Raw genomic sequence first — 23,708 nt, 5'->3', positions numbered from 1 at the left:
CCACCATGGCTGCAACCTCCCTTGACCTTGCCAGGGTCCGCAACATCGGGATCATGGCGCACATCGACGCGGGCAAGACCACCACGACCGAGCGCATCCTGTTCTACACCGGTGTCTCGTACAAGATCGGTGAGGTCCACGACGGCGCTGCCACGATGGACTGGATGGAGCAGGAGCAGGAGCGCGGCATCACGATCACGTCGGCCGCGACGACCTGCCACTGGACGGTCGACGGCGTCGACAACACCATCAACATCATCGACACCCCGGGTCACGTCGACTTCACCGTCGAGGTGGAGCGTTCGCTCCGCGTGCTCGACGGCGCCGTCACGGTCTTCGACGGTGTCGCCGGTGTCGAGCCGCAGTCCGAGACGGTGTGGCGTCAGGCTGACCGCTACAACGTCCCGCGCATCTGCTTCGTCAACAAGCTCGACCGCGTCGGCGCGGAGTTCTTCCGCTGCGTCGACTCGATCGTCGACCGCCTGGGTGCCACGCCGCTGGTCATGCAGCTGCCGATCGGTGCCGAGGCCGACTTCACCGGTGTCGTCGACCTGGTGAAGATGAAGGCTCTGGTCTGGTCCGCCGAGGCGACCAAGGGCGAGATGTACGACGTCGTCGACATCCCGGCCTCGCACGCCGAGCTGGCCGAGGAGTACCGGGCGAAGCTGCTCGAGACCTCCGCCGAGGGCGACGACGAGCTGATGGAGATGTTCCTCGAGGGCGAAGAGCCCACCGAGGAGCAGCTCATCGCCGGCATCCGCCGCGGCACCATCGCGTCCGCCTTCACCCCGGTCTTCTGTGGCACCGCGTTCAAGAACAAGGGCGTCCAGCCCCTGCTCGACGCGGTCGTGAAGTACCTCCCGTCCCCCGTGGACGTCGAGGGCGTCATGGGCCACAAGCCGGGCGACGAGTCGGTGGAGATCTTCCGCAAGGCCTCGGACGAGGAGCCGCTCTCGGCGCTCGCGTTCAAGATCATGTCGGACCCCCACCTGGGCAAGCTCACCTTCGTGCGCGTCTACTCCGGGCGTCTCGAGGCCGGCACCGCCGTCCTCAACTCGGTGAAGGGCCGCAAGGAGCGCATCGGCAAGATCTACCGCATGCACGCGAACAAGCGTGAGGAGATCGACGCCGTCGGCGCCGGCGACATCGTCGCCGTCATGGGCCTGAAGCAGACCACCACCGGTGAGACGCTGAGCGACGACAAGAACCCGGTCATCCTGGAGTCCATGGACTTCCCGGCCCCGGTCATCCGCGTCGCGATCGAGCCCAAGTCCAAGGGTGACCAGGAGAAGCTGGGTGTCGCCATCCAGCGTCTCGCGGAGGAGGACCCCTCCTTCCAGGTCAACACGGACGAGGAGACCGGCCAGACCATCATCGCGGGTATGGGCGAGCTGCACCTCGAGGTGCTGGTCGACCGTATGAAGCGTGAGTTCAAGGTCGAGGCGAACGTCGGCAAGCCGCAGGTCGCCTACCGCGAGACGATCCGCAAGGCCGTCGAGCGCATCGACTACACGCACAAGAAGCAGACCGGTGGTTCCGGCCAGTTCGCGAAGATCCAGATCGCGATCGAGCCGATCGAGTCCGGCGAGGGCTACGAGTTCGTCAACAAGGTCACCGGTGGCCGCGTGCCGAAGGAGTACATCCCCTCGGTCGACGCCGGTGCGCAGGAGGCCATGGAGTTCGGCATCCTGGCGGGTTACCCGCTGCAGGGCGTCCGGGTCATCCTCCTCGACGGTGCTTCGCACGACGTCGACTCCTCGGAGCTGGCGTTCAAGATCGCCGGTTCGATGGCGTTCAAGGAGGGTGCTCGCAAGGCGTCCCCCGTGCTGCTCGAGCCGATGATGGCCGTCGAGGTCACCACGCCCGAGGACTACATGGGCGATGTCATCGGCGACATCAACTCCCGCCGTGGCCAGATCCAGGCCATGGAGGAGCGGAGCGGCGCCCGGGTCGTCAAGGCCCTCGTCCCGCTGTCGGAGATGTTCGGCTACGTCGGCGACCTGCGCAGCAAGACGTCGGGCCGTGCCAGCTACTCCATGCAGTTCGACTCGTACGCCGAGGTTCCCCGGAACGTGGCGGAAGAGATCGTGGCCAAGGCCAAGGGCGAGTGACGACCGGAGCAATCCGGTTCTGAACACCCCTTAGGCTGATAAGAGGTGGTCCTGGGGTTCACCCGACACGGTGAACCCCGGGTCCCTCCGGCCCCTACCCAGACCACCTGACGTCGAACGGCGTACAGAAAACTGTCCTCAGGAGGACCCCAAGTGGCTAAGGCCAAGTTCGAGCGAGTCAAGCCGCACGTCAACATCGGCACCATTGGTCACATTGACCACGGCAAGACGACCCTGACTGCCGCGATCACCAAGGTGCTGCACGACGCGTACCCGGACATCAACCCCTTCACGCCGTTCGACCAGATCGACAAGGCGCCGGAGGAGCGTCAGCGCGGTATCACCATCTCCATCGCGCACGTCGAGTACCAGACCGAGGCGCGTCACTACGCCCACGTCGACTGCCCGGGTCACGCGGACTACATCAAGAACATGATCACCGGTGCCGCCCAGATGGACGGCGCGATCCTGGTCGTGGCCGCCACCGACGGCCCGATGCCGCAGACCAAGGAGCACGTCCTCCTGGCCCGCCAGGTTGGCGTCCCCTACATCGTTGTCGCCCTGAACAAGGCCGACATGGTGGACGACGAGGAGATCCTGGAGCTCGTCGAGCTCGAGGTCCGCGAGCTGCTCTCCGAGTACGAGTTCCCGGGTGACGACCTCCCGGTCGTCCGCGTCTCCGCGCTGAAGGCGCTGGAGGGCGACAAGGAGTGGGGCGAGAAGCTCCTCGGCCTGATGCACGCCGTCGACGAGGCCATCCCGACCCCGGACCGCGACGTCGACAAGCCGTTCCTGATGCCGATCGAGGACGTCTTCACGATCACCGGTCGTGGCACCGTCGTCACCGGCCGCATCGAGCGTGGCGTCCTCAAGGTCAACGAGACTGTCGACATCATCGGCATCAAGGAGACCAAGACCACCACCACGGTCACCGGTATCGAGATGTTCCGCAAGCTGCTCGACGAGGGCCAGGCCGGTGAGAACGTCGGTCTGCTCCTCCGTGGCATCAAGCGCGAGGACGTCGAGCGCGGCCAGGTCATCATCAAGCCGGGTTCGGTCACGCCGCACACCGACTTCGAGGCCCAGGCCTACATCCTGTCGAAGGACGAGGGTGGCCGCCACACCCCGTTCTTCAACAACTACCGCCCGCAGTTCTACTTCCGTACCACGGACGTGACCGGCGTCGTGACCCTCCCCGAGGGCACCGAGATGGTCATGCCGGGCGACAACACCGCCATGACGGTCGCGCTGATCCAGCCGATCGCCATGGAGGAGGGCCTGAAGTTCGCCATCCGTGAGGGTGGTCGTACCGTGGGCGCCGGCCAGGTCACCAAGATCCTGAAGTAATTTCAGATCCTTCGGGACCCGGTACTCAGTACCACGCGGACCCCGTTCCTCCCGTCCTTGCGGACGGAGGAGCGGGGTCCGTTCTGTATGGGCGGATGTGATCCTCGCCACAGCGGTACCCGCAGAGTCGGCGAAATTCGTACACATCACCCACCCTGCGTTCACGCGTGCGAGGCATCACTGGTAAACAGGTGCATCGTTCACCCAGGAGGGGGATTTACCCGAACGACTTCTCGTACGGGGGCAACGTTTCCTGCACAGCCGCACACCGCGCGGCTGTGTTCAGCCGCGAGCGCGCGCCGCACACCTCCTCTCTGGACCGACCTCGGCCCAGTTCCTAGGAGTGTCTGCATGGCCTTGAAGGTCAACGCACCCAAGCACCGGCGAGCCCGCCGTCTCGGGCTCACCGCCGCAGTCGCGGCCACCGCCCTTGTGGGCGGTTCTTTCGCTCTCGCCACCGCGAACGCCTCGCCGGTCGGTCAGACCGGGGCCACCGCCGCGAGCGCGCAGCGGATCGGCAAGGCTCCGCACGCTCCCGTGGGCGCGGTTCAGGTCGGTGCGCCGGCCGACAGCACTGTGCTCCGACTGAGCGTCAATCTCGCCCCGCGCGACCCCGCCGAGCTGAACGCGCTCGCGAAGGCGGTCACCACCAAGGGCAACTCCCTGTACCACCACTACCTGTCGAAGGGTCAGTTCGGGAAGCTCTACGGGGCCACCCAGCAGACCATCGCGGAGGTGGACGCGTCGCTGCGTGCCGCCGGGCTCACGCCCGGAGCGGCCGGCGTCGACGGGCTGTCCATCCCGGTCACCACGACTGTCGGCGACGCCGCCAAGGCATTCGGCACCGGCTTCGCCTCCTACCGTCTGAAGGACGGCAGCACGGGCATCCTGAACACCGCCGCGCCGCAGTTCCGCGGTGACGTGGCCGCGCAGATCACCGGTGTCTCCGGTCTCGACGGGACCTTCCGGCCGCGCACCGACCACGTGATCGGCACCGCGAAGCACGCCGCTGTTGCCACGACCACCGGCGTCAAGCGCAGCGCGCAGGCCGTCACGCCCAACGTGACCGGGCAGTTCTGCTCCTCCGGCGTCTCCGCCATGAGCCGGTTCGGCTCCGACGGCAACGGCTGGTACAGCGCCCAGAACCTGGCCTCCGTCTACGGCATGGACCACGGCTCCACCACCGCCCAGGGCGTCACCGTCGGCGTCCTGGAGTGGGAGCAGTACAGCGCCGCCGACCTCGCCGCCTACCAGTCCTGCTACGGCACCCACGTGCCGGTGAGCGTGGTCAGGGTCGACGGCGGGGCGACGGTGGCGCCGGACCCGGCGCACAACATCGGCGTCGAGTCGCTGCTGGACCTGGAGATCCTGGCCGGCATGGCCCCCGGCGCGAACATCGTGGACTACCAGGGTCCGGACCTGACCCTGGCCGGTGGCACGCCCAACACGCACTTCACCGACGCGGACTGGCTCGACCCGATGCGCCGCATGGTGACGGACGACAACGCCCAGGTCGTGTCGATCAGCTACGGCGGCTGCGAGCTGGACAGCAGCTCCAACGTCATCAACACGGAGAACTGGACCTTCGTCGAGGCCGCTCTCCAGGGTCAGACGGTGCTCAACTCCTCCGGTGACAGCGGTGCGACCAGCTGCATCGGCGACAACGGTGCGTCGTACCAGCACAGCCAGGTCGTCTCCGACCCGGCCGACCAGCCCTACGTCACCGCCGTAGGCGGCACCTCCCTCACCGGCTCGGGCGCCTCGGTGACCCGCACCTCGTGGTCGCACGGCGGCTACGGCGCCGGCGGCGGCACCTCGCGCATCTGGTCGCTGAACAACAGCTACGACTACCAGCAGGGCTTCACCGGCCCCGGCTACGACGCGAGCGCCTGCACGCCGAAGTCCGGCTACACCTGCCGTCAGGTGCCGGACGTCTCGGCCCTCGCCGACCCCAACACCGGCTACCCCGTCTACATCGGCGGCCAGTGGATTCCCGTCGGCGGCACCAGCGGTTCGACGCCCACCTGGGCGTCGCTGGTGGCGCAGGCCGACGCGCAGAGCGCGTGCCAGGCCAACGGCCCGGCGGGCTTCATCAACCCGACCCTGTACGGGGCGGCGACCAAGAACTACGCGGGCGCCTTCGCCGACGTGACGACGAGCGGTGCCGACGCCACGGCCATGCCGGCCGGGACGGGCTACGACCTGTCCACCGGTCTCGGTGAGCCGCACGCCGCCACGATCACCAGCGCCCTCTGCGCCGCGCTCCCGGCTGCGGCCCAGGGCCCGGGCACCTACCACCCGGTCAACCCGTCGCGTCTGCTGGACACCCGCTCCCCGAGCACCACCGCCCCGCAGGTCGCTGCCGGCGGCATCGCCTCCGCCCAGATCGAGGGCAACACGGCCGCCGGCATTCCGGCGACCGGCGTCACCGCGGTGGTCCTCAACGTCACCGTGGTGCACACCGCGGGCGGCGGCGTCCTGACCGCCTGGGGCGACGGCACCGGCCGGCCGAAGACGTCCAACCTGAACTGGGTCAAGGGCAACATCATCTCCAACCTGGTCACCGTCCCGCTCTCGGGTGACGGCTGGGTGGACTTCTACGCCTCGTCCGCGACGGATGTCATCGCGGACGTCGAGGGCTACTACACCAACGACACCTCGGGCGCTTCCTACGTCCCGCACGCGCCGACGCGACTGCTGGACACCCGGCAGCACATCGGCATCCCCACCAACACGGCGATCAGCAACGCCTCGGTCGACGTGCCGATCCAGGGTGTGGCCGGGATTCCGGCGACCGCGACCGCGGTCGTGCTGAACGTCACGGCGACGGAGACGGTGGGCGGCGGGTTCATCTCGGCCTACCCGGGTGGCACGGCGCTCCCCAACGCGTCCAACATCAACTGGGGCGCTTCCAACACCACGCTGCCGGGTCTGGTCATCGTGCCGATCGGCAGCAACGGCGCGGTCAGCCTCCACGTGGCCGGCACCTCGCACGTGATCGCCGACGTCTTCGGCTACTTCGACCCCAGCGGTACCGCGAAGTACACCAAGTCCGGACCGAGGCGAATCCTGGACACCCGCGCCGCGCAGGGCGTCGGCACCAAGACGCCGATCCCCGGTGGCCAGAAGGTCGTGCTGCAGGTCACCGGCGGCAGCACCGGAGTCCCGGCGGGCGTCTCCGCGGTCGTCCTGAACGTCACCGTCACCGGCACCACCGGCGGCGGCGTGCTGACGGCCTACGCGGACGGCACCGCGCTTCCGCAGGCCTCCAACCTCAACTGGGTCGCGGGCGAGACCGTCCCCAACCTGGTGATGGTCCCGGTCGGCGCGGACGGCAAGGTCGATCTCTACGTCAGCAGCACCACGCATGTCATCGCGGACGTCTTCGGCTACTTCGCCTGAGACGCCCGCGACGCCCGAGGTGCCAGAGGTGCACGCTGGGTGTGAGTGACTCTTAACGGGCCTGGGCCCCGCTTCGTGTTCGAAGCGGGGCCCTATCCTGTCCAGGGTGCCCGGCGCGCCAGAAGGTTCAGCCGGGGGGACAGTAGGGATCGTGGTGAAGAAGCAGATGGCACGGCCGGTGGTCGGCCTGGTCTGGCTGGTGTGCTCGTTGGCGTTGCCGCCGCTCCTGGTCGCTGTCGGCCTCGGACCGGTGCTGCTGCTTCTGGTGCTGTTGGGGACCGCTGCGGCGATCAGGACCGGCGGCGTCCTGCTGGACCGGCTGGCGGTGGCGCTGCTGCTGCTCTGCGGTGAGGTGCTGCTGCTCGGGCTGCTGATGTCGGTGTGGCCGTGGGGCCTGTCGGTGCCGCTTTCGTGCTCGGTGCTGTTGCTCGTGGCAGGCCTGTGGTGGTGGTTCGCCGGGCGCCTGCCACAGCTCCCGCTCCGCTTCCGCTACTCGGACCTGGCCGTCGTGGGCACCGGAGCCTTCGTCTTCTGGCGGCTGATGGCTCCCGTGGCCGGGCTCTCCCCGGCCGCGCAGCTGAACTACAACGGTGAGGCGCCCGACGCCTACGTGCACTTCGCGATCTTCGACGCGATCCAGCGAATACCCGGCTTCCTGTTCCTCCACACGGTGGAGGCCCGTCAGTACGTGATGACCCCCACCGAGAGCTCCTACCCGCAGGGTTCGCACTTCCTGTTCGCCTGGGTCCAGCTGGTGCTGCGCAACGGCAAGCTCGAGCCCGACGCGCTGGTCTCCTTCACCTGGCTGTTCCACGCGATGCTGGCCGCCGCCGCCCTGCTGTGCGCGCTGACGGTGTGGGGCGCCCGATGGGTCGGCGGGCCGCGGCTGCGCGGCTGGCGCGCGGGCGCCGTCTGCGGCCTCGTCGGCGGACTGCTGCTGACCAGCCCGCTGGTGCTGCTGGTCGTCCAGGGCTTCTACTCGGAGCTGGTCGGTCTGCTCTTCGTGGTCCTCGGTACCGCGCTGATGCTCCGTTCGGCCATGCCGATGGCGGAGCGGGCCGCGGTGGTGGTGGCCACCGCCGTGGCGACGGCCTACTGCTACAACCTCTTCCTGGTCTTCTTCGGCTTCCTGCTGGTGGCCCACGTCGTGCTGCAGCGGCGCCGGATCGGCGCGGCGATCCGCTGGTGGCTGCCGGTGGTGGCACTGGGCCTCGCCGCGGCGGCCCTGCCCACCCTGATATCCGTGACCACCGCGCTGAACGTCAGCACCCAGTCGATGCAGCAGGGCGCCGGGGCGAGCACCCAGTCGCTGATGTTCCAGCTCGCGCTGACCGTCGTGGTGCTGGCGGCCCTGGTGCGGCCGGCGCTCCGCGGCTTCGCAGTGGCCCGCGCCGGATTCCTGCTGGCCGCGGGCACGGCCGTGGCGCTCACCCTCTATGGCGCCTACCAGTACCAGACGCTGCACCACCTGGCCTACTACTTCGAGAAGTCGGCCACCGGCGCGACCTTCGCGATGCTGGTGCTGCTGGGCGCGGTCGGCTGGGCCCTGCGGGCCAGCCTGTCGGCGCCCGCGCTCCGCTTCGGCGGGAAGCGTGCCGGACGCCTCGTCACCGCCTCACTGGGCCTGGCCGCCGGCTTCGGCTCTCTGCTGGTGGGCCTCAACGCCGACTGGGGCGTCGACGTGGGCGCCAAGCCGGCCGCCGCGGGGCGGTCCATCCTCTCGTCGAGCCTCGCCAGGATGCCGCTGATGGCCTGGAGCCAGCGCCGGATCACCGCGACGCCGCCGACCCCCGGCGGGGGCGTCGTCACCCACCCGGTGGTGCTCTCCGCCAACGGGACCATCATCATGCTGGACACCTCCCGCGGCTGGTCCAACCGCCGCAACACCCTGCTGGCCAACACGCTGGTCCACCGTCAGGGCTCGGTCGTGGGCATGAACAGCGACCTCAGCGCCATCAATATGGGCAGCTGGCTGCCGAAGGGCGCCGCCTACCGGCATTCGCTCGACGCGCTCGTGCTCGCCGTCAGGTCCGAGGGCCACCAGCCGGTCGAGGTCTACGTCGGCGACCGCAAGCTGGCCGAGCGCCTGGCCCATGATCTTCCTCCCCTGGTGAAGGGAGCAGAAGTCACCGTCGCCTATCTGCCCTCGGGGTCCGCCGGTACCTGACCGGACCACCGCTTCCGAGACGACGAGGTTTCGCGCATGCCCGAGCAGACTGTCCGCCCGCCCGGGACGGACGCCGAGCAGGGAACCGGCGGCCCCGGCCGCCCGGTCGACGGTGAGCGGGGCGGCGGCGCCCTCTCCGGGCGGCCCGACGCCTCCCGCCGCCGACGCGTCACCGTGGCCGTCTCCTGGATCCTGGCCGCCTGGCTGCTGCCGTGGGCGCTCACCGCGCTCCACCTCGGCCCGGTGCTGCCCGTGCTGCTGCTGCTCGGCGTCGGCGCGTCGCTCAGGGTCGGTGGCGGACTCCTCGACCGGCTGATGGTGTCGGCGCTGCTGATCGTCGGCGCGGTGCTGCTGCTCGGGCTGCTGATGTCGGTCTGGCCCTGGGGGCTGTCCGGTCCGCTGTCCTGCTCGATCCTGCTGACGCTGGCCGGGCTGCGCTGGTGGGTGTCCGGACGGCTGCCGTCGCTGCCGCTCCGCGTCCGCGGCAGTGACCTGTTGGTGGTCGGGACCTTCGGGGCCGCGCTGTGGCAGCTGTGGCGGCCGATCGCCGGGCTGGACGCCATCCGGCAACTGCGCTTCGGCGGCACGTCGGCGGACGCCTACGTGCACTTCTCGATCTTCGACACGATCCAGCACCTGCAGGGCTATCTCTTCCTGCACGCCTCGGCGGCGGCGCCCTACGTCCCCGCCCCGACCCAGACGTCCTACCCCCAGGGTTCGCACTTCTTCCTGGCCTGGTTCGACCTGCTGGTCCACAACGGCAGGACCGAACCGGTCCTGCTCACCGCCTACACCACGTTCTTCCACGACACCCTGGTGGTGCTGGCGCTGGTGCCCGCGGCCGTCGTCTGGGGCGCCCGGTGGGTGGCCGGGCCGCGGTTGCGTGGCCTGCGCTCCGCTGCCCTGCTCGGTGGTCTGAGCGCGCTGGTTCTGGTGAGTCCCCTGGTGACGCTGGTGCCCGCCGGATATTTCTCGGAGATCTTCGGTCTGCTCTGTGTGCCGTTGACGGTGGCGGTCATCGTGCGGCCCGCCATGGGCTGGGCCGAGCGGGCGGCGGTGATCGTGGCGGGCTTGGCTGCCGTCGCCTACAGCTACAACCTCTTCACCGGCGTCGCCCTCTGCGCCGCGGCCGCCCTGACCCTCGTGCACCGGCGCGGGCTGCGGCAGGTGGCGGTGTGGTGGATCCCCGCCGTCCTGGTCGGGCTCGGCCTGGCGGCCGTGCCGAGCCTCTACTCCATGGTCACCTCGCTCAACGTGACCTCACAGGCGGCGACCGCCGGGATCGGGTCCGCCACCCAGCCGTCGCTGCTCTTCACCGGCGGCGTCCTGGCGGTCGTGCTGCTGGCGCTGCTGGCAGGGGTCCGACAGGGCACCGCGGTGGCCCGTGCGGGGCTGCTGACCGGGTTGGGCGTCACCGTCATGCTGGCGGCGTTCGGGGCCTGGCAGCTGGCGACCGTCCACGCGCTGAGCTACTACTACGCCAAGATGGCCACCGGGGTCGTCCTGGCGGCCCTGGTGCTCGCCGGGTCCCTCGGCTGGCTGGGCGCGCGACCGGCCCGGCAGCCCCGGCCGGCGCGCCGGTGGGACGGGGCGCTCACGGCGGTGGTGGCCACCGCCGTGGCCGCGGGCGTCTTCCTGCTCGCCGCCAACGTCAGCTGGGCCCCCCGCTCGGTGCAGCGCTCCTCGGCGGTCCCGGTCGGCCGGGGCGGCGGCAGCGCCACGGCGGCGATCCCGCTGCTCGCCTGGGGCCGCGGCGAGCTGTCCATGGACGCGCCGCCGGCCGGCGCCTTCGTCTACAGCCCGGAGGCCATGGCCTCGCGGCAGCCCGTGATCGTGCTGGACCAGAACATCGGCTGGGCCAACGAGCAGGGCACCTTCCTGGCCAACACGCTGCTGCGGCAGCAGGGCCTGATGACCCCGTGGGCCCTCGACGTCTACTACGTGAACATCGGTCTGGGGAAGCCGACCAGGAAGCAGTACGCGGACGGGCTCTGGAACCTGGAGAAGGCGCTGCGCGCCCAGGGCCGTGCGACGACCATCTGGGTGGCCGAGCCGACGCTCGTCCCGCGCCTGCAACGCGACCTGTCCCGGCTCGTCCCGACGGTGCCGGTGACCGTCCGCCTGTTGCCCCGCACCCCCTGGAAGGTCGCCCCGATCGCGAAGTAACGGCGGTAGCAGTGAGGGCCGGGGTGATCACCCCGGCCCTCGTGTGCAAGCGTGCCCGCTGCGGATCAGACCCGCAGCGACTCGGTGAAGCTGCGGCAGTCCTCGTAGACCGGCAGCAGGCCGGACGCGCGGGCCTCCGCCAGCGTGGGGGCGGCCTCGTCCTTGGCCGACAGCTGCGGGAGCCCGGCGGGCCACTCGATGCCCAGGTCGGGGTCGAGCGGGTGGATGCCGTGCTCGCCGGTCGGGTTGTAGGTCTCGGAGCAGAGGTAGGACAGCGTGGCGTCGTCCGACAGCGCGCAGAAACCGTGGCCCAGACCCTCGGACAGGTAGACCGCCCGGCGGTCGGTGTCGTCCAGGCGGACGCCCTCCCACTGACCGAAGGTGGGCGAGCCCACCCGAAGGTCGACGATCACGTCCAGGACCGCGCCGCGCACGCAGGTCACGTACTTCGCCTGCCCGGGCGGGACGTCGGCGAAGTGGATGCCGCGGACCACCCCGGCGGCGGACACCGAGAGGTTGGCCTGGGCGAGCCGGAGCGGATGCCCGACCGCCTCGGCGAGGTGGTCGAAGCGGTACCACTCCATGAAGAGACCGCGGGGATCGCCGTGCTGCACCGGGCTGATCTCGAAGGCGCCCTCGATGCCGAGCTCGCGGATCTTCATCGGGAGACCCCCTCGTTCAGCAGATTCAGCAGGTAGGTGCCGTAGCCGCTCTTGACCAGCGGTTCGGCCAGCTCGCGCAGCTGGGCCTCGTCGATGTAGCCCATCCGCCAGGCGATCTCCTCGATGCAGCCGATCTTGAGCCCCTGACGCTGCTCTATGACCCGCACGTACTCGGACGCCTGCACCATCGAGTCGAAGGTGCCGGTGTCGAGCCAGGCCGTGCCCCGGTCCAGCACGGTGACGTGCAGTCGGCCGCGCTGCAGGTAGGCGTCGTTGACGGCAGTGATCTCCAGCTCGCCGCGGGCGCTGGGCTTCAGCTCCCTGGCGATGCGGACCACGTCGGCGTCGTAGAAGTAGAGGCCGGGCACGGCGTAGCGGGACTTGGGCTTCTCGGGCTTCTCCTCGATCGAGATCACCCGGCCCTCGGCGTCGAACTCGACGACGCCGAGCGCGGTCGGGTCCGCCACCGGGTACGCGAAGACGCGGCCGCCGACCAGGCCCTCGTTCTCCCGCAGCCGGGTACCGAGCCCGCTGCCGTGGAAGATGTTGTCGCCGAGGATCAGCGCGACCGGCTGGTCGCCGATGAAGTCGGCGCCGAGGACGAACGCCTGGGCGATGCCCTCGGGGCGCTCCTGGACCGCGTAGCTGAGCTGCAGGCCCCACTGGGAGCCGTCGCCCAGCAGCCGCTGGAACTGGTCCTGGTCGTCCGGGGTGGTGATGACCAGCACCTCGGTGATGCCCGCCATCATCAGCGTGGAGAGCGGGTAGTAGATCATTGGCTTGTCGAAGACGGGGAGCAGCTGCTTGGAGACCGCCCTGGTCAGAGGCCAGAGACGGGAGCCCGTTCCACCGGCGAGAAGTATGCCGCGCATGCGGCCACTCTAGGGCCTTCCCCGGGCTTGGGCCGCGCGGGTGCCCTCCGGATATGCTGACCGGACTATGCGCATTCTTGTCACCGGCGGTGCCGGGTTCATCGGCTCCGAGTTCGTCCGCCAGCTGCTCTCGACCCCCACGCCGTTGCAGGGGGCCAAGGTCACGGTGTTCGACAAGCTCACCTACTCCGGCGTGCTGGCCAACCTGGATCCCGTGGCCGACCACCCGGACTACTCCTTCGTCCAGGGCGACATCTGCGACGCCGAGGCCGTGGACCAGGCGATGGCCGGCCACGACGCGGTGGTCCACTTCGCCGCCGAGTCCCACGTGGACCGCTCCATCGCGGGCGCGGGACCGTTCGTGACCACCAACGTGCTCGGCACCCAGGTGCTGCTCGACTCCGCGCGCAAGCACGGCGTCGGCCGGTTCCTGCACGTCTCCACCGACGAGGTCTACGGCTCGATCTCGGAGGGCTCGTGGACGGAGGAGTGGCCGCTCGCGCCGAACTCCCCGTACTCCGCCTCCAAGGCGGGCTCCGACCTGCTGGCGCTGGCGTACCACCGCACCCACGGCATGGACGTGGTGGTGACCCGCTGCTCCAACAACTACGGGCACTACCAGTTCCCCGAGAAGGTCATCCCGCTCTTCACCACCAACCTCATCGACGGCAAGAAGGTCCCGCTGTACGGCGAGGGCGGCAACATCCGCGACTGGCTGCACGTCTCCGACCACTGCCGCGGCATCGCGCTGGCGCTGGCCAAGGGCCGCGCGGGTGAGGTCTACAACATCGGCGGCGGCACCGAGATCACCAACAAGGAGCTGACCGGGCTGCTGCTGCAGGCCGCCGGCGCCGACTGGGACATGGTCGAGCGCGTGGCCGATCGCAAGGGCCACGACCTGCGCTACTCGCTGGACATCTCCAAGATCAGCAACGAGCTCGGCTACACCCCGCAGGTCTCCTTCGAGCAGGGCCTCGCGGACACGATCACCTGGTACCGCGAGAACCGCGCCTGGTGGGAGCCGCTGAAGGCGCAGGCTGCGCTATGACCCGTTGGCTCGTCACCGGCGCCGGCGGCATGCTCGGCCAGGACGTGCTGGCGGCGCTCGCGGGTGAGCAGGTCACCGCCCTCACCCGGGCCACCCTGGACGTCACCGACGCGGACGCCGTCCGTGCGGCCGTGGCCGACCACGACGTGGTGCTGAACTGCGCGGCGTGGACGGACGTGGACGGCGCGGAGACCGCCGAGGCGGCGGCCACCGCGGTCAACGGCACGGCCGTCCGGCACCTTGCCGCCGCCTGCGCCGCGACCGGCGCCCGGCTGATACAGGTGTCCACGGACTACGTCCTCCCCGGAGACGCCACCGAGCCCTGCCCCGAGAACGCCGGGACCGGTCCGGTCAACGCCTACGGCCGCAGCAAACTGGTCGGCGAGCAGGCCGTTCTCGACCTGCTCCCCGAGACGGGCTACGTGGTCCGCACCGCCTGGCTCTACGGCGAGCACGGCCCGAACTTCGTCGCCACCATGCTGAAGCTGGCCGCCCAGCGGGACAGCCTGGCGGTCGTCGACGACCAGCACGGACAGCCCACCTGGACAGCCGACCTCGCCGAGCGCCTGGTGGAGCTCGGCCGGGCGGCCCTCGCGGGCACCGCGCCCGCCGGGATCTACCACGGGACCGCGTCCGGGCAGACCACCTGGCGCGGCCTGGCCCGCGCCACCTTCGAACTGGCCGGGCTCGACCCCGAGCGGGTCGGCGCGACCACCTCCGACGCCTTCCCGCGCCCGGCCGTGCGGCCCTCGTACAGCGTGCTCGGGCACGAGCGCTGGGCGGCCGCCGGGTTCGGTCCGCTGCCGGAGTGGCAGCAGAGCCTCACCGAGGCGCTCAAGCGCCCGGCCTTCGCCGAGCTCGCCGCCGCCGCGGCGGCGCGCGGAGCAGCAGGCGGCGACGGCAGATGAGCAGTGGCGGTCCGCTCGCCAAGTTGATGCGGGTGATCCCTCCGGGCACCCACCTCGTCATCGGCGGGACGGTGGTGCTCGGCGCCGCCTCGTACATCCAGATCGCGGCCGCCGGTCACGCCCTCAGCTCGGATCCGCGAGCCGCGGTCGCCGAGCTCTGGTCGCTGGCGATGACGGTCAGCCTCGGGCTCTTCTTCCCGGTCGAGCAGGAGCTGACCCGGGTCGTCGCCGCCCGCGTGGTCCGCGGCGAGGGCGTGGCCCCGGTGCTGCGCCGCGCGGCGGTGCTCACCGTCGGCCTGCTGGCCGTGCTCTGCGGGGCGCTCGCCGTGGCGGCCAGGCCGGTGGCCGACCAGTTCTTCAAGGGCGACCTCGGGCTGGTCTGGGCCTTCGGCGCCACCCTCGTCGGCATGGGCCTGGTCTATCTGAGCCGCGGCGTCCTCGCGGGACTCGGCCTCTTCGACTCCTACGGCCGGTCGCTCGCCTACGACGGAGCGCTGCGGATCGTGCTCGCGCTGGGCCTGCTCGCGGCCGGCGTGCACGAGGCGATCGCCTACGCCCTGGTCCTGGCCGCGGCCCCGCTGCTGGCCACCGTGTTCACGCTGCGCCCGGTCGTGCGGGGCTGCCACGCGGGGCCGCCGATGGCCTGGTCCGAGCTGTTCCAGAACATGACCCTGCTGATGGGCGCGTGCGTGCTGGCCCAGGGCATGGCCAACGCCCCGGTGCTGGCTCTGGCCCTGCTCGCGCCCTCGGACAGCGATCTGACCAATGCCGTACTCAGCGCGGCCGTGCTCTGCCGGATCCCGCTCTTCATCTTCGGCTCCCTCCAGCCGACGCTGATGACCGGGCTGTCCACCGCTGCGACGGCGGGGGACCGCAGCGGCTTCCGCCGGATGCTGCTCCGCACCTGCGGAGTGATCACCGTGCTCGGCCTGCTGGGCGGGGTGCCGTCGGTGCTGTTCGGGAGCTGGTTGATCCACGTCTTCTTCAAAGCGCCCAACGTTCTCCATTTTCTTGACTTCTTCTGGTTTGCAGCGGGGACGATGTGCTACATGCTTGCGCTGATCCTCGGCCAGGCGTTGATGGCCATGGACCGGCATCGCCTGCAGCTGCTCGGCTGGATCGTGGGAACCGCCGCACTCGTGGGAGCGACCTTCATTCCGGGGGCCGCGGCCACACGGGTGGAGTTCGCCTACTTCGCCGGTTCCGCGGTCACCGCGGCGGTGCTGCTGGTGTCCCTGTGGCGGGTCTCCGGTCACTGGATTGCCACAGGTGAGGCGGTACCACGGGTGGGGGAGCCGAACCCGTCCGCAACGCGGGCGACTCTCTGAGTCGCTAGGATTTTCCCAGCCACCTCCTCGAAAGGCGCCCTCGCCGTGCAACTCTCCGTCCTCACCTCGATCACCAGCGTGCTGGTGCTCGGGTGCATCCTGGAGCTGCTGCGCCGTCAGCAGCTGAGGGAGAAGTACGCCGCGATCTGGATCACGATCGGCATCGTGGTCATGCCGATCGGCTTCTTCCCTTCGCTCCTGAACGGCGTCGCCCACCGGCTCGGCGTCGCCAGCGGCGCGAGCCTCGTGCTGTTCGCCGGCTTCATCCTGGTGCTGCTGGTCTGCCTGCACCTGAGCTGGGAGGCCAGCAGGCTGGAGGAGGAGACGCGGACGCTGTCCGAGGACATCGCGCTGGTCCGCACCCAGCTGGACCAGCAGGCCGCCGACATCGCCGAGCTGCGCGACGCGCAGCAGCAGAGCCGAGAGGTCCGGGCCTGATGGACGACAAGCGCATTCTGCTCATACTCCCCGCCTGGAACGAGTCCGAGGGGCTCCCCTCGATACTCAAGGAGATTCAGGAGAAGCTCCCCGGCGTCGACACCCTGGTCGTCGACGACGGCTCGGAGGACGCCACCTCGCTCGTCGCCGCGGCGGCCGGCGCCACCGCGGTGGCCCGCCTGCCCTACAACCTGGGCGTCGGCGGCGCCATGCGGCTGGGCTACCGCTACGCGTACGAGCACGACTACGACGTGGCCATCCAGTGCGACTCCGACGGCCAGCACGACCCCGGCTACGTGCCCAGCCTGGTCAAGGCGCTGGACTCGGCCGACATGGTCATCGGCGCCCGTTTCGCCGGTGAGGGCTCCTACCACGTGCGCGGCCCGCGCTCGTGGGCGATGAAGCTGCTCTCCACGGTGCTGTCGCGGATCGCGAAGACCAAGCTCACGGACACCACGTCCGGCTTCAAGGCCTGCAACCGGCAGATGATCGCCTTCTTCGCCAACTGGTACCCGGTCGAGTACCTGGGCGACACCATCGAGACCCTCGTCGGCGCGGTGCGCTGCGGCTTCGTCGTCCGGCAGATCCCGGTCGCGATGCGGGAGCGGACCACCGGGACGCCGAGCGCCTCGCCGCTGAAGGCCACCGTCTACCTGGTCCGGGCCGGCTTCGTGCTGCTGCTCGCGATGATCCGCCGCATGCCCCAGGTCCCGGACCTGGAGCAGCAGTCGGCCCGGCTGGCGGGTGCGGCCGCGAAATGACCGGGCCCGACTCCGCCGGCCCCGCGCCGCGGTTCGACATCCTGCTGCCCTACTACGGCGATGTCGCCCAGATGAAGGACGCGGTCCACAGCGTCCTCGCCCAGTCGGGTGAGGACTGGCGGCTCACCGTCGTGGACGACGGCCAGGAGCCGTCCGTGCCCGGCTGGTTCGACGAGCTCGCGGACCCCCGGGTCCGGTACTTCAGGAACGAGCGCAACCTGGGCGTCACCGGGAACTTCAACCGCTGCCTGGAACTGGCGACGGGGGAGTACCTGGTGATGATGGGCTGCGACGACCTGATGCACCCGAACTACCTCGACGTGGTGCGCCGCGCCGTCGACGCCCACGCCGGCGTGGGCATGGTCCAGCCGGGCGTCAAGGTGATCGACTCCGCCGGCGAGCCGACCGACACGCTCGCCGACTCGGTCAAGCGCAAGCTCTACGCGCCCAAGGAGCCGGGCCCGAGCCTGCTCGGCGGCGAGGAGCTGGCGGCGAGCCTGCTGCGCGGCAACTGGCTCTACTTCCCTTCCATCTGCTGGCGCAGTGACGCGGTCAAGCCCATCGGCTTCCGCGCGGACCTGGGTGTCATCCAGGACCTGGCCCTGGTGATGGACCTGCTGGTGGCGGGCGAGCAGCTGGCGCTCGAGCCCGAGGTCTGCTTCAGCTACCGGCGGCACGCGGAGAGCGAGTCCTCCGCCAAGGCCTTCACCGGAGCGCGCTTCGCGGAGGCCAGGCGCTTCTTCCTGGAGACCGCTGACCGCCTGGACGGCCTCGGCTGGTCCCAGGCCGCCAAGGCCGCCCGGCACCACTTCTCGACCCGGCTGCACGCCCTCACGCTTGTTCCGGCCGCGCTCCGCCTCGGTCACCGCGACGGCGCCCGCACACTGGCGGGTTTCGCTCTGGGCCCGGCGCGCCGCGCCTGACCCAGAGCCTTTGACCGACCGTCATTCGTCGGCCGCCTGCGTCAGCAGCGGCCGACGAAGACGAACTCGTTGTACTTGAAGCTCTTCCCCAGGCCACGCGAGAAGGGGAACGAGTAGGACTTCACCTCGGTGACGCCCAGCGCCTCGGCGTGGGCACGCAGCCCGTCGAAGTCCACGAAGCGCACGTGCGTGGCGTCGCTGGCGTAACCGGCCTCCTGCGGACAGATCAGGATCACCAGCCCGCCCGGACGGACGTAGGGCAGATAGCTCTTGAGGATCTCACCGGCCAGATCCGCCTCGAGGTGCTCGAGGACGTGCGCGCAGAGCATCGAGTCGAACTCGCCGGGCTTGAACCGGTCCTCCTCGAAGAACTCGGTGTCGGTGTAGGCAGTCAGCCCCCGGGCCCGCGCGGTCTCGATGGACGTCGCGTTGTGGTCGACTCCCACGCTTTCGGGGCTGAGCGCCGCGAGGTTGCGGCCCACGCCGCACCCCACGTCCAGCGCCCTGCCGGGCTGCAGGCGGCGCAGGTTCCAGTGGTACGGGGCTTGAGTCGGCAGGAAGCGCTTCAGACCTGCCTGTTCGAGCGTCACGAGCCTCTCGGTGTAGTCCTCACCGATGGTGCTCGGTTGTGCGGGCGGCGTCTCGCTCATTGTGTGGAGCTCCCGGTCGCGCAGTGACGGTAGTTCGCTGAAGGTTAAGGCGCGCGTCTGGGAGTGGCCAGTGGAACCTGTTCCATTCGCACGATTGAGTCGGACGGACCACGGATGTTTGCCGAGGGGACGCCTCCGGGTAGCGTCTCCTGCCCGAATTGGCGTGGTTGCTGTCTGGTATGGCACACTGGCCAAGTTGCTCGGTTGAGCGCCGATGCTGCGCGCCTCCGCTTCGCTCCGCCCCTTGGGGTCGGTGGCTGGCGGATGGACCGAAAGCGAGTCCCACAGTACTCGTCGTGCCCGTGATGGCCGTTTGCCTGTGATCCACCCTGCGTGGACGAGGCGCGGAACCTGCGGCGCGAAAGTACGGGAATCTTTCGGGAAGCGTGTGCAGAGGTGCCGATCCGGTGTTTCGGCCAAGGCTTTTTCATTAGGGCAGGCGCGACACGCCCGACCGCGTGGGTCGGCGAAGTCAGCAAACGGAACACCACCCAGGACTCCACCCGGAGCTACTGGGGCGCAGAGGCAGCAGTCGACAAACGAAGGACTACGAAGTAGCCATGGCGGGACAGAAGATCCGCATCCGGCTCAAGGCCTACGACCACGAGGTCATCGACTCCTCCGCGAAGAAGATCGTGGAGACGGTGACGCGTACTGGTGCGCAGGTCGCGGGCCCGGTGCCGCTGCCCACTGAGAAGAACGTGTACTGCGTCATCCGCTCGCCGCACAAGTACAAGGACTCGCGCGAGCACTTCGAGATGCGCACGCACAAGCGCCTGATCGACATCCTCGACCCGACGCCCAAGACCGTTGACTCTCTGATGCGACTCGACCTCCCGGCCGGTGTCGACATCGAGATCAAGCTCTGAGGGGCGTGAGCTGAAGATGGCTAAGCAGATCAAGGGCATCCTGGGCGAGAAGCTCGGCATGACGCAGGTCTGGGACGAGAACAACCGCATCGTCCCGGTGACCGTCGTCAAGGCCGGCCCGAACGTCGTCACCCAGGTCCACACCGCCGATGGCACCGGCTACAACGCCGTGCAGATCGCTTTCGGCGACATCGACCCGCGCAAGGTGAACAAGCCCCTCGCGGGTCACTTCGCCAAGGCCGGCGTGACCCCGCGCCGCCACCTGGTCGAGCTGCGCACGACCGACGCCTCCGAGTACACCCTGGGCCAGGAGATCACCGCTGAGGTGTTCGAGGCCGGTATCAAGGTCGACGTGACCGGTACCAGCAAGGGCAAGGGCTTCGCCGGTGTCATGAAGCGTCACAACTTCAAGGGTCTCGGCGCCGGCCACGGCGTGCAGCGCAAGCACCGCTCTCCCGGCTCGATCGGTGGCTGCGCCACCCCGGGTCGTGTCTTCAAGGGTATGAAGATGGCCGGTCGTATGGGCCACGAGCGTGTCACCACGCAGAACCTGACCATCCACGCCGTTGACGCGGAGAAGGGTCTGCTGCTCATCAAGGGCGCGGTCCCCGGTCCGAACGGCGGCCTCATCCTGGTCCGCACTGCGGCGAAGGGGGCCTGAAACAATGAGCACCATCAACGTTCTCTCCCCCGCGGGTGAGACCGTCGGCACCGTCGAGCTGCCGGCTGAGATCTTCGACGCGCGCGTCAGCGTTCCGCTGCTGCACCAGGTCGTCGTGGCTCAGCTCGCCGCCGCTCGCCAGGGCACGCACAAGGTGAAGAGCCGTGGCGAGGTCCGTGGTGGTGGCCGCAAGCCGTACCGCCAGAAGGGCACCGGCCGCGCCCGTCAGGGCTCGACCCGCGCGCCTCAGTTCGCCGGTGGTGGCGTCGTGCACGGTCCCGTGCCGCGTGACTACTCGCAGCGGACCCCCAAGAAGATGAAGGCCGCCGCTCTGCGTGGCGCCCTGACCGACCGGGCCCGCAACGCTCGCATCCACGTCGTCACCGGCGTGACCGCGACCGAGGCGCCGTCCACCAAGGCTGCCCGCACGCTGCTCGGCAAGATCAGCGAGCGCAAGAACGTGCTGCTGGTCGTCGAGCGTGACGACGAGCTCTCGATTCTGAGCGCCCGCAACCTGCCGTCCGTGCACATCCTGGACGCCGGCCAGCTGAACACCTACGACGTGCTCGTCTCCGACGACGTGGTCTTCACTCAGGCTGCCTTCGAGCGTCTCGTGGCCGGTCCGGTCGCGTCCGCCAAGGCTGTCGCCGCTGAGGGCGAGCTCGATGGGAGCGCCGCCTGATGAGCGAGATCACCAGCAAGACGTACACGGACCCCCGTGACGTCCTGGTCAAGCCGGTCATCTCGGAGAAGAGCTACGCGCTCCTCGACGAGAACAAGTACACGTTCATCGTGTCGCCGGACGCCAACAAGACTCAGATCAAGCAGGCCGTCGAGGCGGTCTTCTCGGTCAAGGTCGCCGACGTGAACACGATCAACCGCAAGGGCAAGCGCAAGCGGTCCAAGACCGGTTTCGGCAAGCGCAAGGACACCAAGCGCGCCATCGTGACGCTGGCAGAGGGCAACCGCATCGACATCTTCGGGAACGCCCCGGCCGCCTGAGGGCGGCGGGTATCCCGTAACGGTTAAGGACAGAAGAAGCCATGGGCATCCGCAAGTACAAGCCGACAACGCCGGGCCGTCGCGGCTCCAGCGTTGCCGACTTTGTCGAGATCACGCGGTCCGAGCCGGAGAAGTCGCTGGTCCGCCCGCTGCACAGCAAGGGCGGTCGTAACAACACCGGTCGTGTGACTGTTCGCCACCAGGGTGGCGGCCACAAGCGCGCGTACCGTGTCATCGACTTCCGTCGTCACGACAAGGACGGCGTCCCGGCCAAGGTCGCTCACATCGAGTACGACCCCAACCGCACCGCGCGCATCGCGCTGCTGCACTACGCAGACGGCGAGAAGCGCTACATCATCGCTCCGGCCAAGCTCGGCCAGGGCGACCGGGTTGAGAACGGCCCCACGGCCGACATCAAGCCGGGCAACAACCTCCCGCTCCGGAACATCCCGGTCGGTACGGTCATCCACGCCATCGAGCTCCGTCCCGGTGGCGGCGCGAAGATCGCCCGCTCCGCGGGCTCCTCGGTGCAGCTGCTGGCGAAGGAGGGCACTCACGCCCACCTGCGCATGCCGTCCGGCGAGGTCCGCCTCGTGGACGCGCGCTGCCGCGCGACTGTTGGAGAGGTCGGCAACGCCGAGCAGTCCAACATCAACTGGGGTAAGGCCGGCCGTATGCGCTGGAAGGGCGTCCGCCCGACCGTGCGTGGTGTCGCCATGAACCCGATCGACCACCCGCACGGTGGTGGTGAGGGCAAGACCTCCGGTGGTCGCCACCCGGTTTCGCCGTGGGGTCAGAAGGAGGGTCGTACTCGCAAGCCTAAGAAGGCCAGCGACAAGATGATCGTCCGCCGCCGCAAGACGAACAAGAAGCGCTAGGAGCAGTCTCGATGCCGCGCAGTCTCAAGAAGGGGCCCTTCGTCGACGACCACCTCATGAAGAAGGTGGATGTCCAGAACGAGGCCGGTACCCAGAACGTCATCAAGACCTGGTCCCGTCGCTCCATGATCGTTCCGGCGATGCTGGGGCACACCCTCGCGGTGCACGACGGCCGCAAGCACATCCCGGTGTTCGTCACCGAGTCGATGGTCGGCCACAAGCTCGGCGAGTTCGCGCCGACCCGCACGTTCAAGGGTCACGTCAAGGACGACCGTAAGTCCAAGCGTCGCTGACCTGCGAAGCGAAGACACGATGACAATCACCATCAAGGGGACAACCATGGAAGCCAGGGCAGCGGCGCGGTACATCCGCGTAACGCCCATGAAGGCCCGCCGCGTGGTGGACCTTGTCCGTGGCATGAGTGCCACGGAGGCCCAGGCGGTCCTGCGATTCGCTCCGCAGGCCGCGTCTGTGCCCGTTCTCAAGGTGCTCAACAGCGCCATTGCGAACGCGGACCACAACTACAACCACAACGACGTCGAGAGCCTCTACATCTCTGAGGCTTACGTCGACGAGGGCCCGACCCTGAAGCGTTTCCGTCCGCGGGCCCAGGGCCGCGCGTACCGGATCCGCAAGCGGACGAGCCACATCACAGTGGTCGTCGCGTCGAAGGAAGGGACCCGGTAATGGGCCAGAAGGTTAACCCGCACGGGTTCCGCCTCGGCATCACCACGGACTTCAAGTCCCGGTGGTACGCCGACAAGCTGTACAAGGACTACGTCAAGGAAGACGTCGCGATCCGTCGCATGATGACGTCCGGCATGGAGCGCGCCGGTATCTCGAAGGTTGAGATCGAGCGCACCCGTGACCGCGTGCGGGTGGACATCCACACCGCACGTCCGGGCATCGTCATCGGCCGTCGCGGCACCGAGGCCGACCGCATCCGCGGCGACCTCGAGAAGCTGACGGGCAAGCAGGTTCAGCTGAACATCCTCGAGGTCAAGAACCCCGAGCTGGACGCCCAGCTCGTGGCTCAGGGCGTCGCGGAGCAGCTGTCCTCGCGCGTCTCCTTCCGTCGCGCCATGCGTAAGAGCATGCAGGGCACGATGAAGTCCGGCGCCAAGGGCATCAAGATCCAGTGCTCCGGCCGTCTGGGCGGCGCTGAGATGTCCCGCAGCGAGTTCTACCGCGAGGGCCGTGTGCCCCTGCACACGCTGCGCGCCAACGTGGACTACGGCTTCTTCGAGGCCAAGACCACCTTCGGTCGCATCGGCGTCAAGGTGTGGATCTACAAGGGTGATGTCAAGAACATCGCCGAGGTCCGCGCCGACAACGCTGCCGCCAAGGCCGGCAACCGTCCGCCTCGTGCGGGTGGTCCGGGCGAGCGCCCCCGTCGTGGTGGCGAGCGTCCCGCCGGTGGCCGCGGCCGCCGTCCGCAGAACACCGAGGCTCCCGCGGCTGCTGCCGCGACGGAGGCTCCGGCTGCGGCTGAGACCACTGTTACGGAGGCCTGAC

The 23,708-nt window shown here is 69.3% G+C and carries 22 protein-coding genes; 19 read left to right on the top strand and 3 right to left on the bottom strand.

From position 1 onward, the window contains the following. Nucleotides 1–5: 5 nt before the first annotated feature. From fusA to ABIA32_RS07425, 5 genes are all read left to right on the top strand, one after another. Nucleotides 6–2,111: an elongation factor G gene (gene fusA / locus ABIA32_RS07445; protein ID WP_370093057.1), complete on the top strand. Its 2,106-nt coding sequence runs from the start codon at nt 6–8 to the stop codon at nt 2,109–2,111. A 153-nt stretch (nt 2,112–2,264) separates the two neighbouring features. After that, on the top strand, nt 2,265–3,458 hold the full coding sequence (gene tuf / locus ABIA32_RS07440) for an elongation factor Tu (protein ID WP_370093056.1): 1,194 nt from the start codon (nt 2,265–2,267) through the stop codon (nt 3,456–3,458). 351 nt (nt 3,459–3,809) lie between these two features. After that, on the top strand, nt 3,810–6,860 hold the full coding sequence (locus ABIA32_RS07435) for a protease pro-enzyme activation domain-containing protein (RefSeq protein WP_370093055.1): 3,051 nt from the start codon (nt 3,810–3,812) through the stop codon (nt 6,858–6,860). Between the two features lie 151 nt (nt 6,861–7,011). Beyond that, the gene (locus tag ABIA32_RS07430; RefSeq protein WP_370093054.1) at nt 7,012–9,027 is read left to right on the top strand and encodes a hypothetical protein; all 2,016 of its coding nucleotides are present in this window, start codon (nt 7,012–7,014) and stop codon (nt 9,025–9,027) included. A gap of 36 nt (nt 9,028–9,063) precedes the next feature. After that, the gene (locus ABIA32_RS07425) at nt 9,064–11,193 is read left to right on the top strand and encodes a hypothetical protein (protein WP_370093053.1); all 2,130 of its coding nucleotides are present in this window, start codon (nt 9,064–9,066) and stop codon (nt 11,191–11,193) included. 65 nt (nt 11,194–11,258) lie between these two features. On the opposite strand, the gene rfbC is transcribed toward ABIA32_RS07425, so the two are convergent. Beyond that, complete coding sequence (gene rfbC, locus ABIA32_RS07420; protein WP_370093052.1) at nt 11,259–11,855, bottom strand: dTDP-4-dehydrorhamnose 3,5-epimerase; 597 nt, start codon at nt 11,853–11,855, stop codon at nt 11,259–11,261. Continuing rightward, complete coding sequence (gene rfbA / locus ABIA32_RS07415; protein WP_370093051.1) at nt 11,852–12,727, bottom strand: glucose-1-phosphate thymidylyltransferase RfbA; 876 nt, start codon at nt 12,725–12,727, stop codon at nt 11,852–11,854. Before rfbA ends, rfbC begins: the two co-directional genes overlap by 4 nt. Before the next feature lie 67 nt (nt 12,728–12,794). On the opposite strand from rfbA, the gene rfbB reads away from it, so the two are divergent. Genes rfbB through ABIA32_RS07385 form a run of 6 tightly spaced genes read left to right on the top strand, consistent with a single transcriptional unit; the run spans nt 12,795 to nt 18,133 of the window. Beyond that, nucleotides 12,795–13,775 (top strand): dTDP-glucose 4,6-dehydratase, encoded by a 981-nt coding sequence (gene rfbB, locus ABIA32_RS07410; RefSeq protein ID WP_370093050.1) that lies wholly within the window; start codon nt 12,795–12,797, stop codon nt 13,773–13,775. Further along, on the top strand, nt 13,772–14,683 hold the full coding sequence (rfbD, locus tag ABIA32_RS07405) for a dTDP-4-dehydrorhamnose reductase (RefSeq protein ID WP_370093049.1): 912 nt from the start codon (nt 13,772–13,774) through the stop codon (nt 14,681–14,683). Before rfbB ends, rfbD begins: the two co-directional genes overlap by 4 nt. Then, a complete protein-coding gene (locus ABIA32_RS07400; RefSeq protein ID WP_370093048.1) occupies nt 14,680–16,011 on the top strand; it encodes a lipopolysaccharide biosynthesis protein in 1,332 nt (443 codons plus the stop codon). Before rfbD ends, ABIA32_RS07400 begins: the two co-directional genes overlap by 4 nt. A 45-nt stretch (nt 16,012–16,056) precedes the next feature. Next, nucleotides 16,057–16,449 carry a DUF2304 domain-containing protein gene (locus tag ABIA32_RS07395; protein ID WP_370093047.1) on the top strand — a complete coding sequence of 131 codons (393 nt, stop codon included), beginning with the start codon at nt 16,057–16,059 and terminating at the stop codon, nt 16,447–16,449. Next, nucleotides 16,449–17,210 (top strand): glycosyltransferase family 2 protein, encoded by a 762-nt coding sequence (locus ABIA32_RS07390; RefSeq protein WP_370093046.1) that lies wholly within the window; start codon nt 16,449–16,451, stop codon nt 17,208–17,210. The genes ABIA32_RS07395 and ABIA32_RS07390 overlap by 1 nt, the downstream gene beginning before the upstream one ends. Beyond that, a complete protein-coding gene (locus ABIA32_RS07385; protein ID WP_370093045.1) occupies nt 17,207–18,133 on the top strand; it encodes a glycosyltransferase family 2 protein in 927 nt (308 codons plus the stop codon). The genes ABIA32_RS07390 and ABIA32_RS07385 overlap by 4 nt, the downstream gene beginning before the upstream one ends. Before the next feature lie 41 nt (nt 18,134–18,174). Here ABIA32_RS07385 and ABIA32_RS07380 read toward each other — a convergent pair whose 3' ends face one another. Beyond that, a complete protein-coding gene (locus ABIA32_RS07380; RefSeq protein WP_370093044.1) occupies nt 18,175–18,783 on the bottom strand; it encodes a class I SAM-dependent methyltransferase in 609 nt (202 codons plus the stop codon). A 560-nt stretch (nt 18,784–19,343) separates the two neighbouring features. On the opposite strand from ABIA32_RS07380, the gene rpsJ reads away from it, so the two are divergent. The 8 genes from rpsJ to rpsC are packed head-to-tail and all read left to right on the top strand — an operon-like array spanning nt 19,344 to nt 23,707. Then, entirely contained in the window at nt 19,344–19,652 is a 309-nt protein-coding gene (gene rpsJ / locus ABIA32_RS07375; RefSeq protein ID WP_020549238.1) for a 30S ribosomal protein S10, read from the top strand. 16 nt (nt 19,653–19,668) lie between these two features. After that, the gene (gene rplC, locus ABIA32_RS07370) at nt 19,669–20,313 is read left to right on the top strand and encodes a 50S ribosomal protein L3 (protein WP_370093043.1); all 645 of its coding nucleotides are present in this window, start codon (nt 19,669–19,671) and stop codon (nt 20,311–20,313) included. Nucleotides 20,314–20,317: 4 nt separating this feature from the next. Next, complete coding sequence (gene rplD / locus ABIA32_RS07365; protein WP_370093042.1) at nt 20,318–20,995, top strand: 50S ribosomal protein L4; 678 nt, start codon at nt 20,318–20,320, stop codon at nt 20,993–20,995. Further along, nucleotides 20,995–21,315, top strand: coding sequence for a 50S ribosomal protein L23 (rplW, locus tag ABIA32_RS07360; RefSeq protein WP_370093041.1), 321 nt, complete (start codon nt 20,995–20,997; stop codon nt 21,313–21,315). Before rplD ends, rplW begins: the two co-directional genes overlap by 1 nt. A 41-nt stretch (nt 21,316–21,356) precedes the next feature. After that, complete coding sequence (gene rplB / locus ABIA32_RS07355) at nt 21,357–22,193, top strand: 50S ribosomal protein L2 (RefSeq protein WP_370093040.1); 837 nt, start codon at nt 21,357–21,359, stop codon at nt 22,191–22,193. A gap of 11 nt (nt 22,194–22,204) precedes the next feature. Then, nucleotides 22,205–22,486, top strand: a complete 282-nt coding sequence (gene rpsS, locus ABIA32_RS07350; RefSeq protein WP_111504504.1) for a 30S ribosomal protein S19 — start codon at nt 22,205–22,207, stop codon at nt 22,484–22,486. A 46-nt stretch (nt 22,487–22,532) separates the two neighbouring features. After that, nucleotides 22,533–22,880, top strand: coding sequence for a 50S ribosomal protein L22 (gene rplV / locus ABIA32_RS07345; protein ID WP_370068825.1), 348 nt, complete (start codon nt 22,533–22,535; stop codon nt 22,878–22,880). After that, a complete protein-coding gene (rpsC, locus tag ABIA32_RS07340; RefSeq protein WP_370093039.1) occupies nt 22,880–23,707 on the top strand; it encodes a 30S ribosomal protein S3 in 828 nt (275 codons plus the stop codon). The genes rplV and rpsC overlap by 1 nt, the downstream gene beginning before the upstream one ends. Nucleotide 23,708: the final 1 nt, after the last annotated feature.

The organism is Streptacidiphilus sp. MAP12-20 (assembly GCF_041262525.1).
In the GTDB taxonomy this organism is placed as follows: Bacteria; Actinomycetota; Actinomycetes; order Streptomycetales; family Streptomycetaceae; genus Streptacidiphilus.
This window is presented reverse-complemented; position numbering and strand designations above follow the sequence as displayed.

Coding starts and splice junctions, on each gene's coding strand:
- fusA (WP_370093057.1), top strand. CDS start 6: ATGGCTGCAACCTCCCTTGACCTTGCCAGGGTCCGCAACATCGGGATC.
- ABIA32_RS07435 (WP_370093055.1), top strand. CDS start 3,810: ATGGCCTTGAAGGTCAACGCACCCAAGCACCGGCGAGCCCGCCGTCTC.
- ABIA32_RS07425 (WP_370093053.1), top strand. CDS start 9,064: ATGCCCGAGCAGACTGTCCGCCCGCCCGGGACGGACGCCGAGCAGGGA.
- rfbC (WP_370093052.1), bottom strand. CDS start 11,855: ATGAAGATCCGCGAGCTCGGCATCGAGGGCGCCTTCGAGATCAGCCCG.
- rfbA (WP_370093051.1), bottom strand. CDS start 12,727: ATGCGCGGCATACTTCTCGCCGGTGGAACGGGCTCCCGTCTCTGGCCT.
- rfbB (WP_370093050.1), top strand. CDS start 12,795: ATGCGCATTCTTGTCACCGGCGGTGCCGGGTTCATCGGCTCCGAGTTC.
- rfbD (WP_370093049.1), top strand. CDS start 13,772: ATGACCCGTTGGCTCGTCACCGGCGCCGGCGGCATGCTCGGCCAGGAC.
- ABIA32_RS07400 (WP_370093048.1), top strand. CDS start 14,680: ATGAGCAGTGGCGGTCCGCTCGCCAAGTTGATGCGGGTGATCCCTCCG.
- ABIA32_RS07390 (WP_370093046.1), top strand. CDS start 16,449: ATGGACGACAAGCGCATTCTGCTCATACTCCCCGCCTGGAACGAGTCC.
- ABIA32_RS07385 (WP_370093045.1), top strand. CDS start 17,207: ATGACCGGGCCCGACTCCGCCGGCCCCGCGCCGCGGTTCGACATCCTG.
- ABIA32_RS07380 (WP_370093044.1), bottom strand. CDS start 18,783: ATGAGCGAGACGCCGCCCGCACAACCGAGCACCATCGGTGAGGACTAC.
- rpsJ (WP_020549238.1), top strand. CDS start 19,344: ATGGCGGGACAGAAGATCCGCATCCGGCTCAAGGCCTACGACCACGAG.
- rplC (WP_370093043.1), top strand. CDS start 19,669: ATGGCTAAGCAGATCAAGGGCATCCTGGGCGAGAAGCTCGGCATGACG.
- rplD (WP_370093042.1), top strand. CDS start 20,318: ATGAGCACCATCAACGTTCTCTCCCCCGCGGGTGAGACCGTCGGCACC.
- rplW (WP_370093041.1), top strand. CDS start 20,995: ATGAGCGAGATCACCAGCAAGACGTACACGGACCCCCGTGACGTCCTG.
- rplB (WP_370093040.1), top strand. CDS start 21,357: ATGGGCATCCGCAAGTACAAGCCGACAACGCCGGGCCGTCGCGGCTCC.
- rpsS (WP_111504504.1), top strand. CDS start 22,205: ATGCCGCGCAGTCTCAAGAAGGGGCCCTTCGTCGACGACCACCTCATG.
- rplV (WP_370068825.1), top strand. CDS start 22,533: ATGGAAGCCAGGGCAGCGGCGCGGTACATCCGCGTAACGCCCATGAAG.
- rpsC (WP_370093039.1), top strand. CDS start 22,880: ATGGGCCAGAAGGTTAACCCGCACGGGTTCCGCCTCGGCATCACCACG.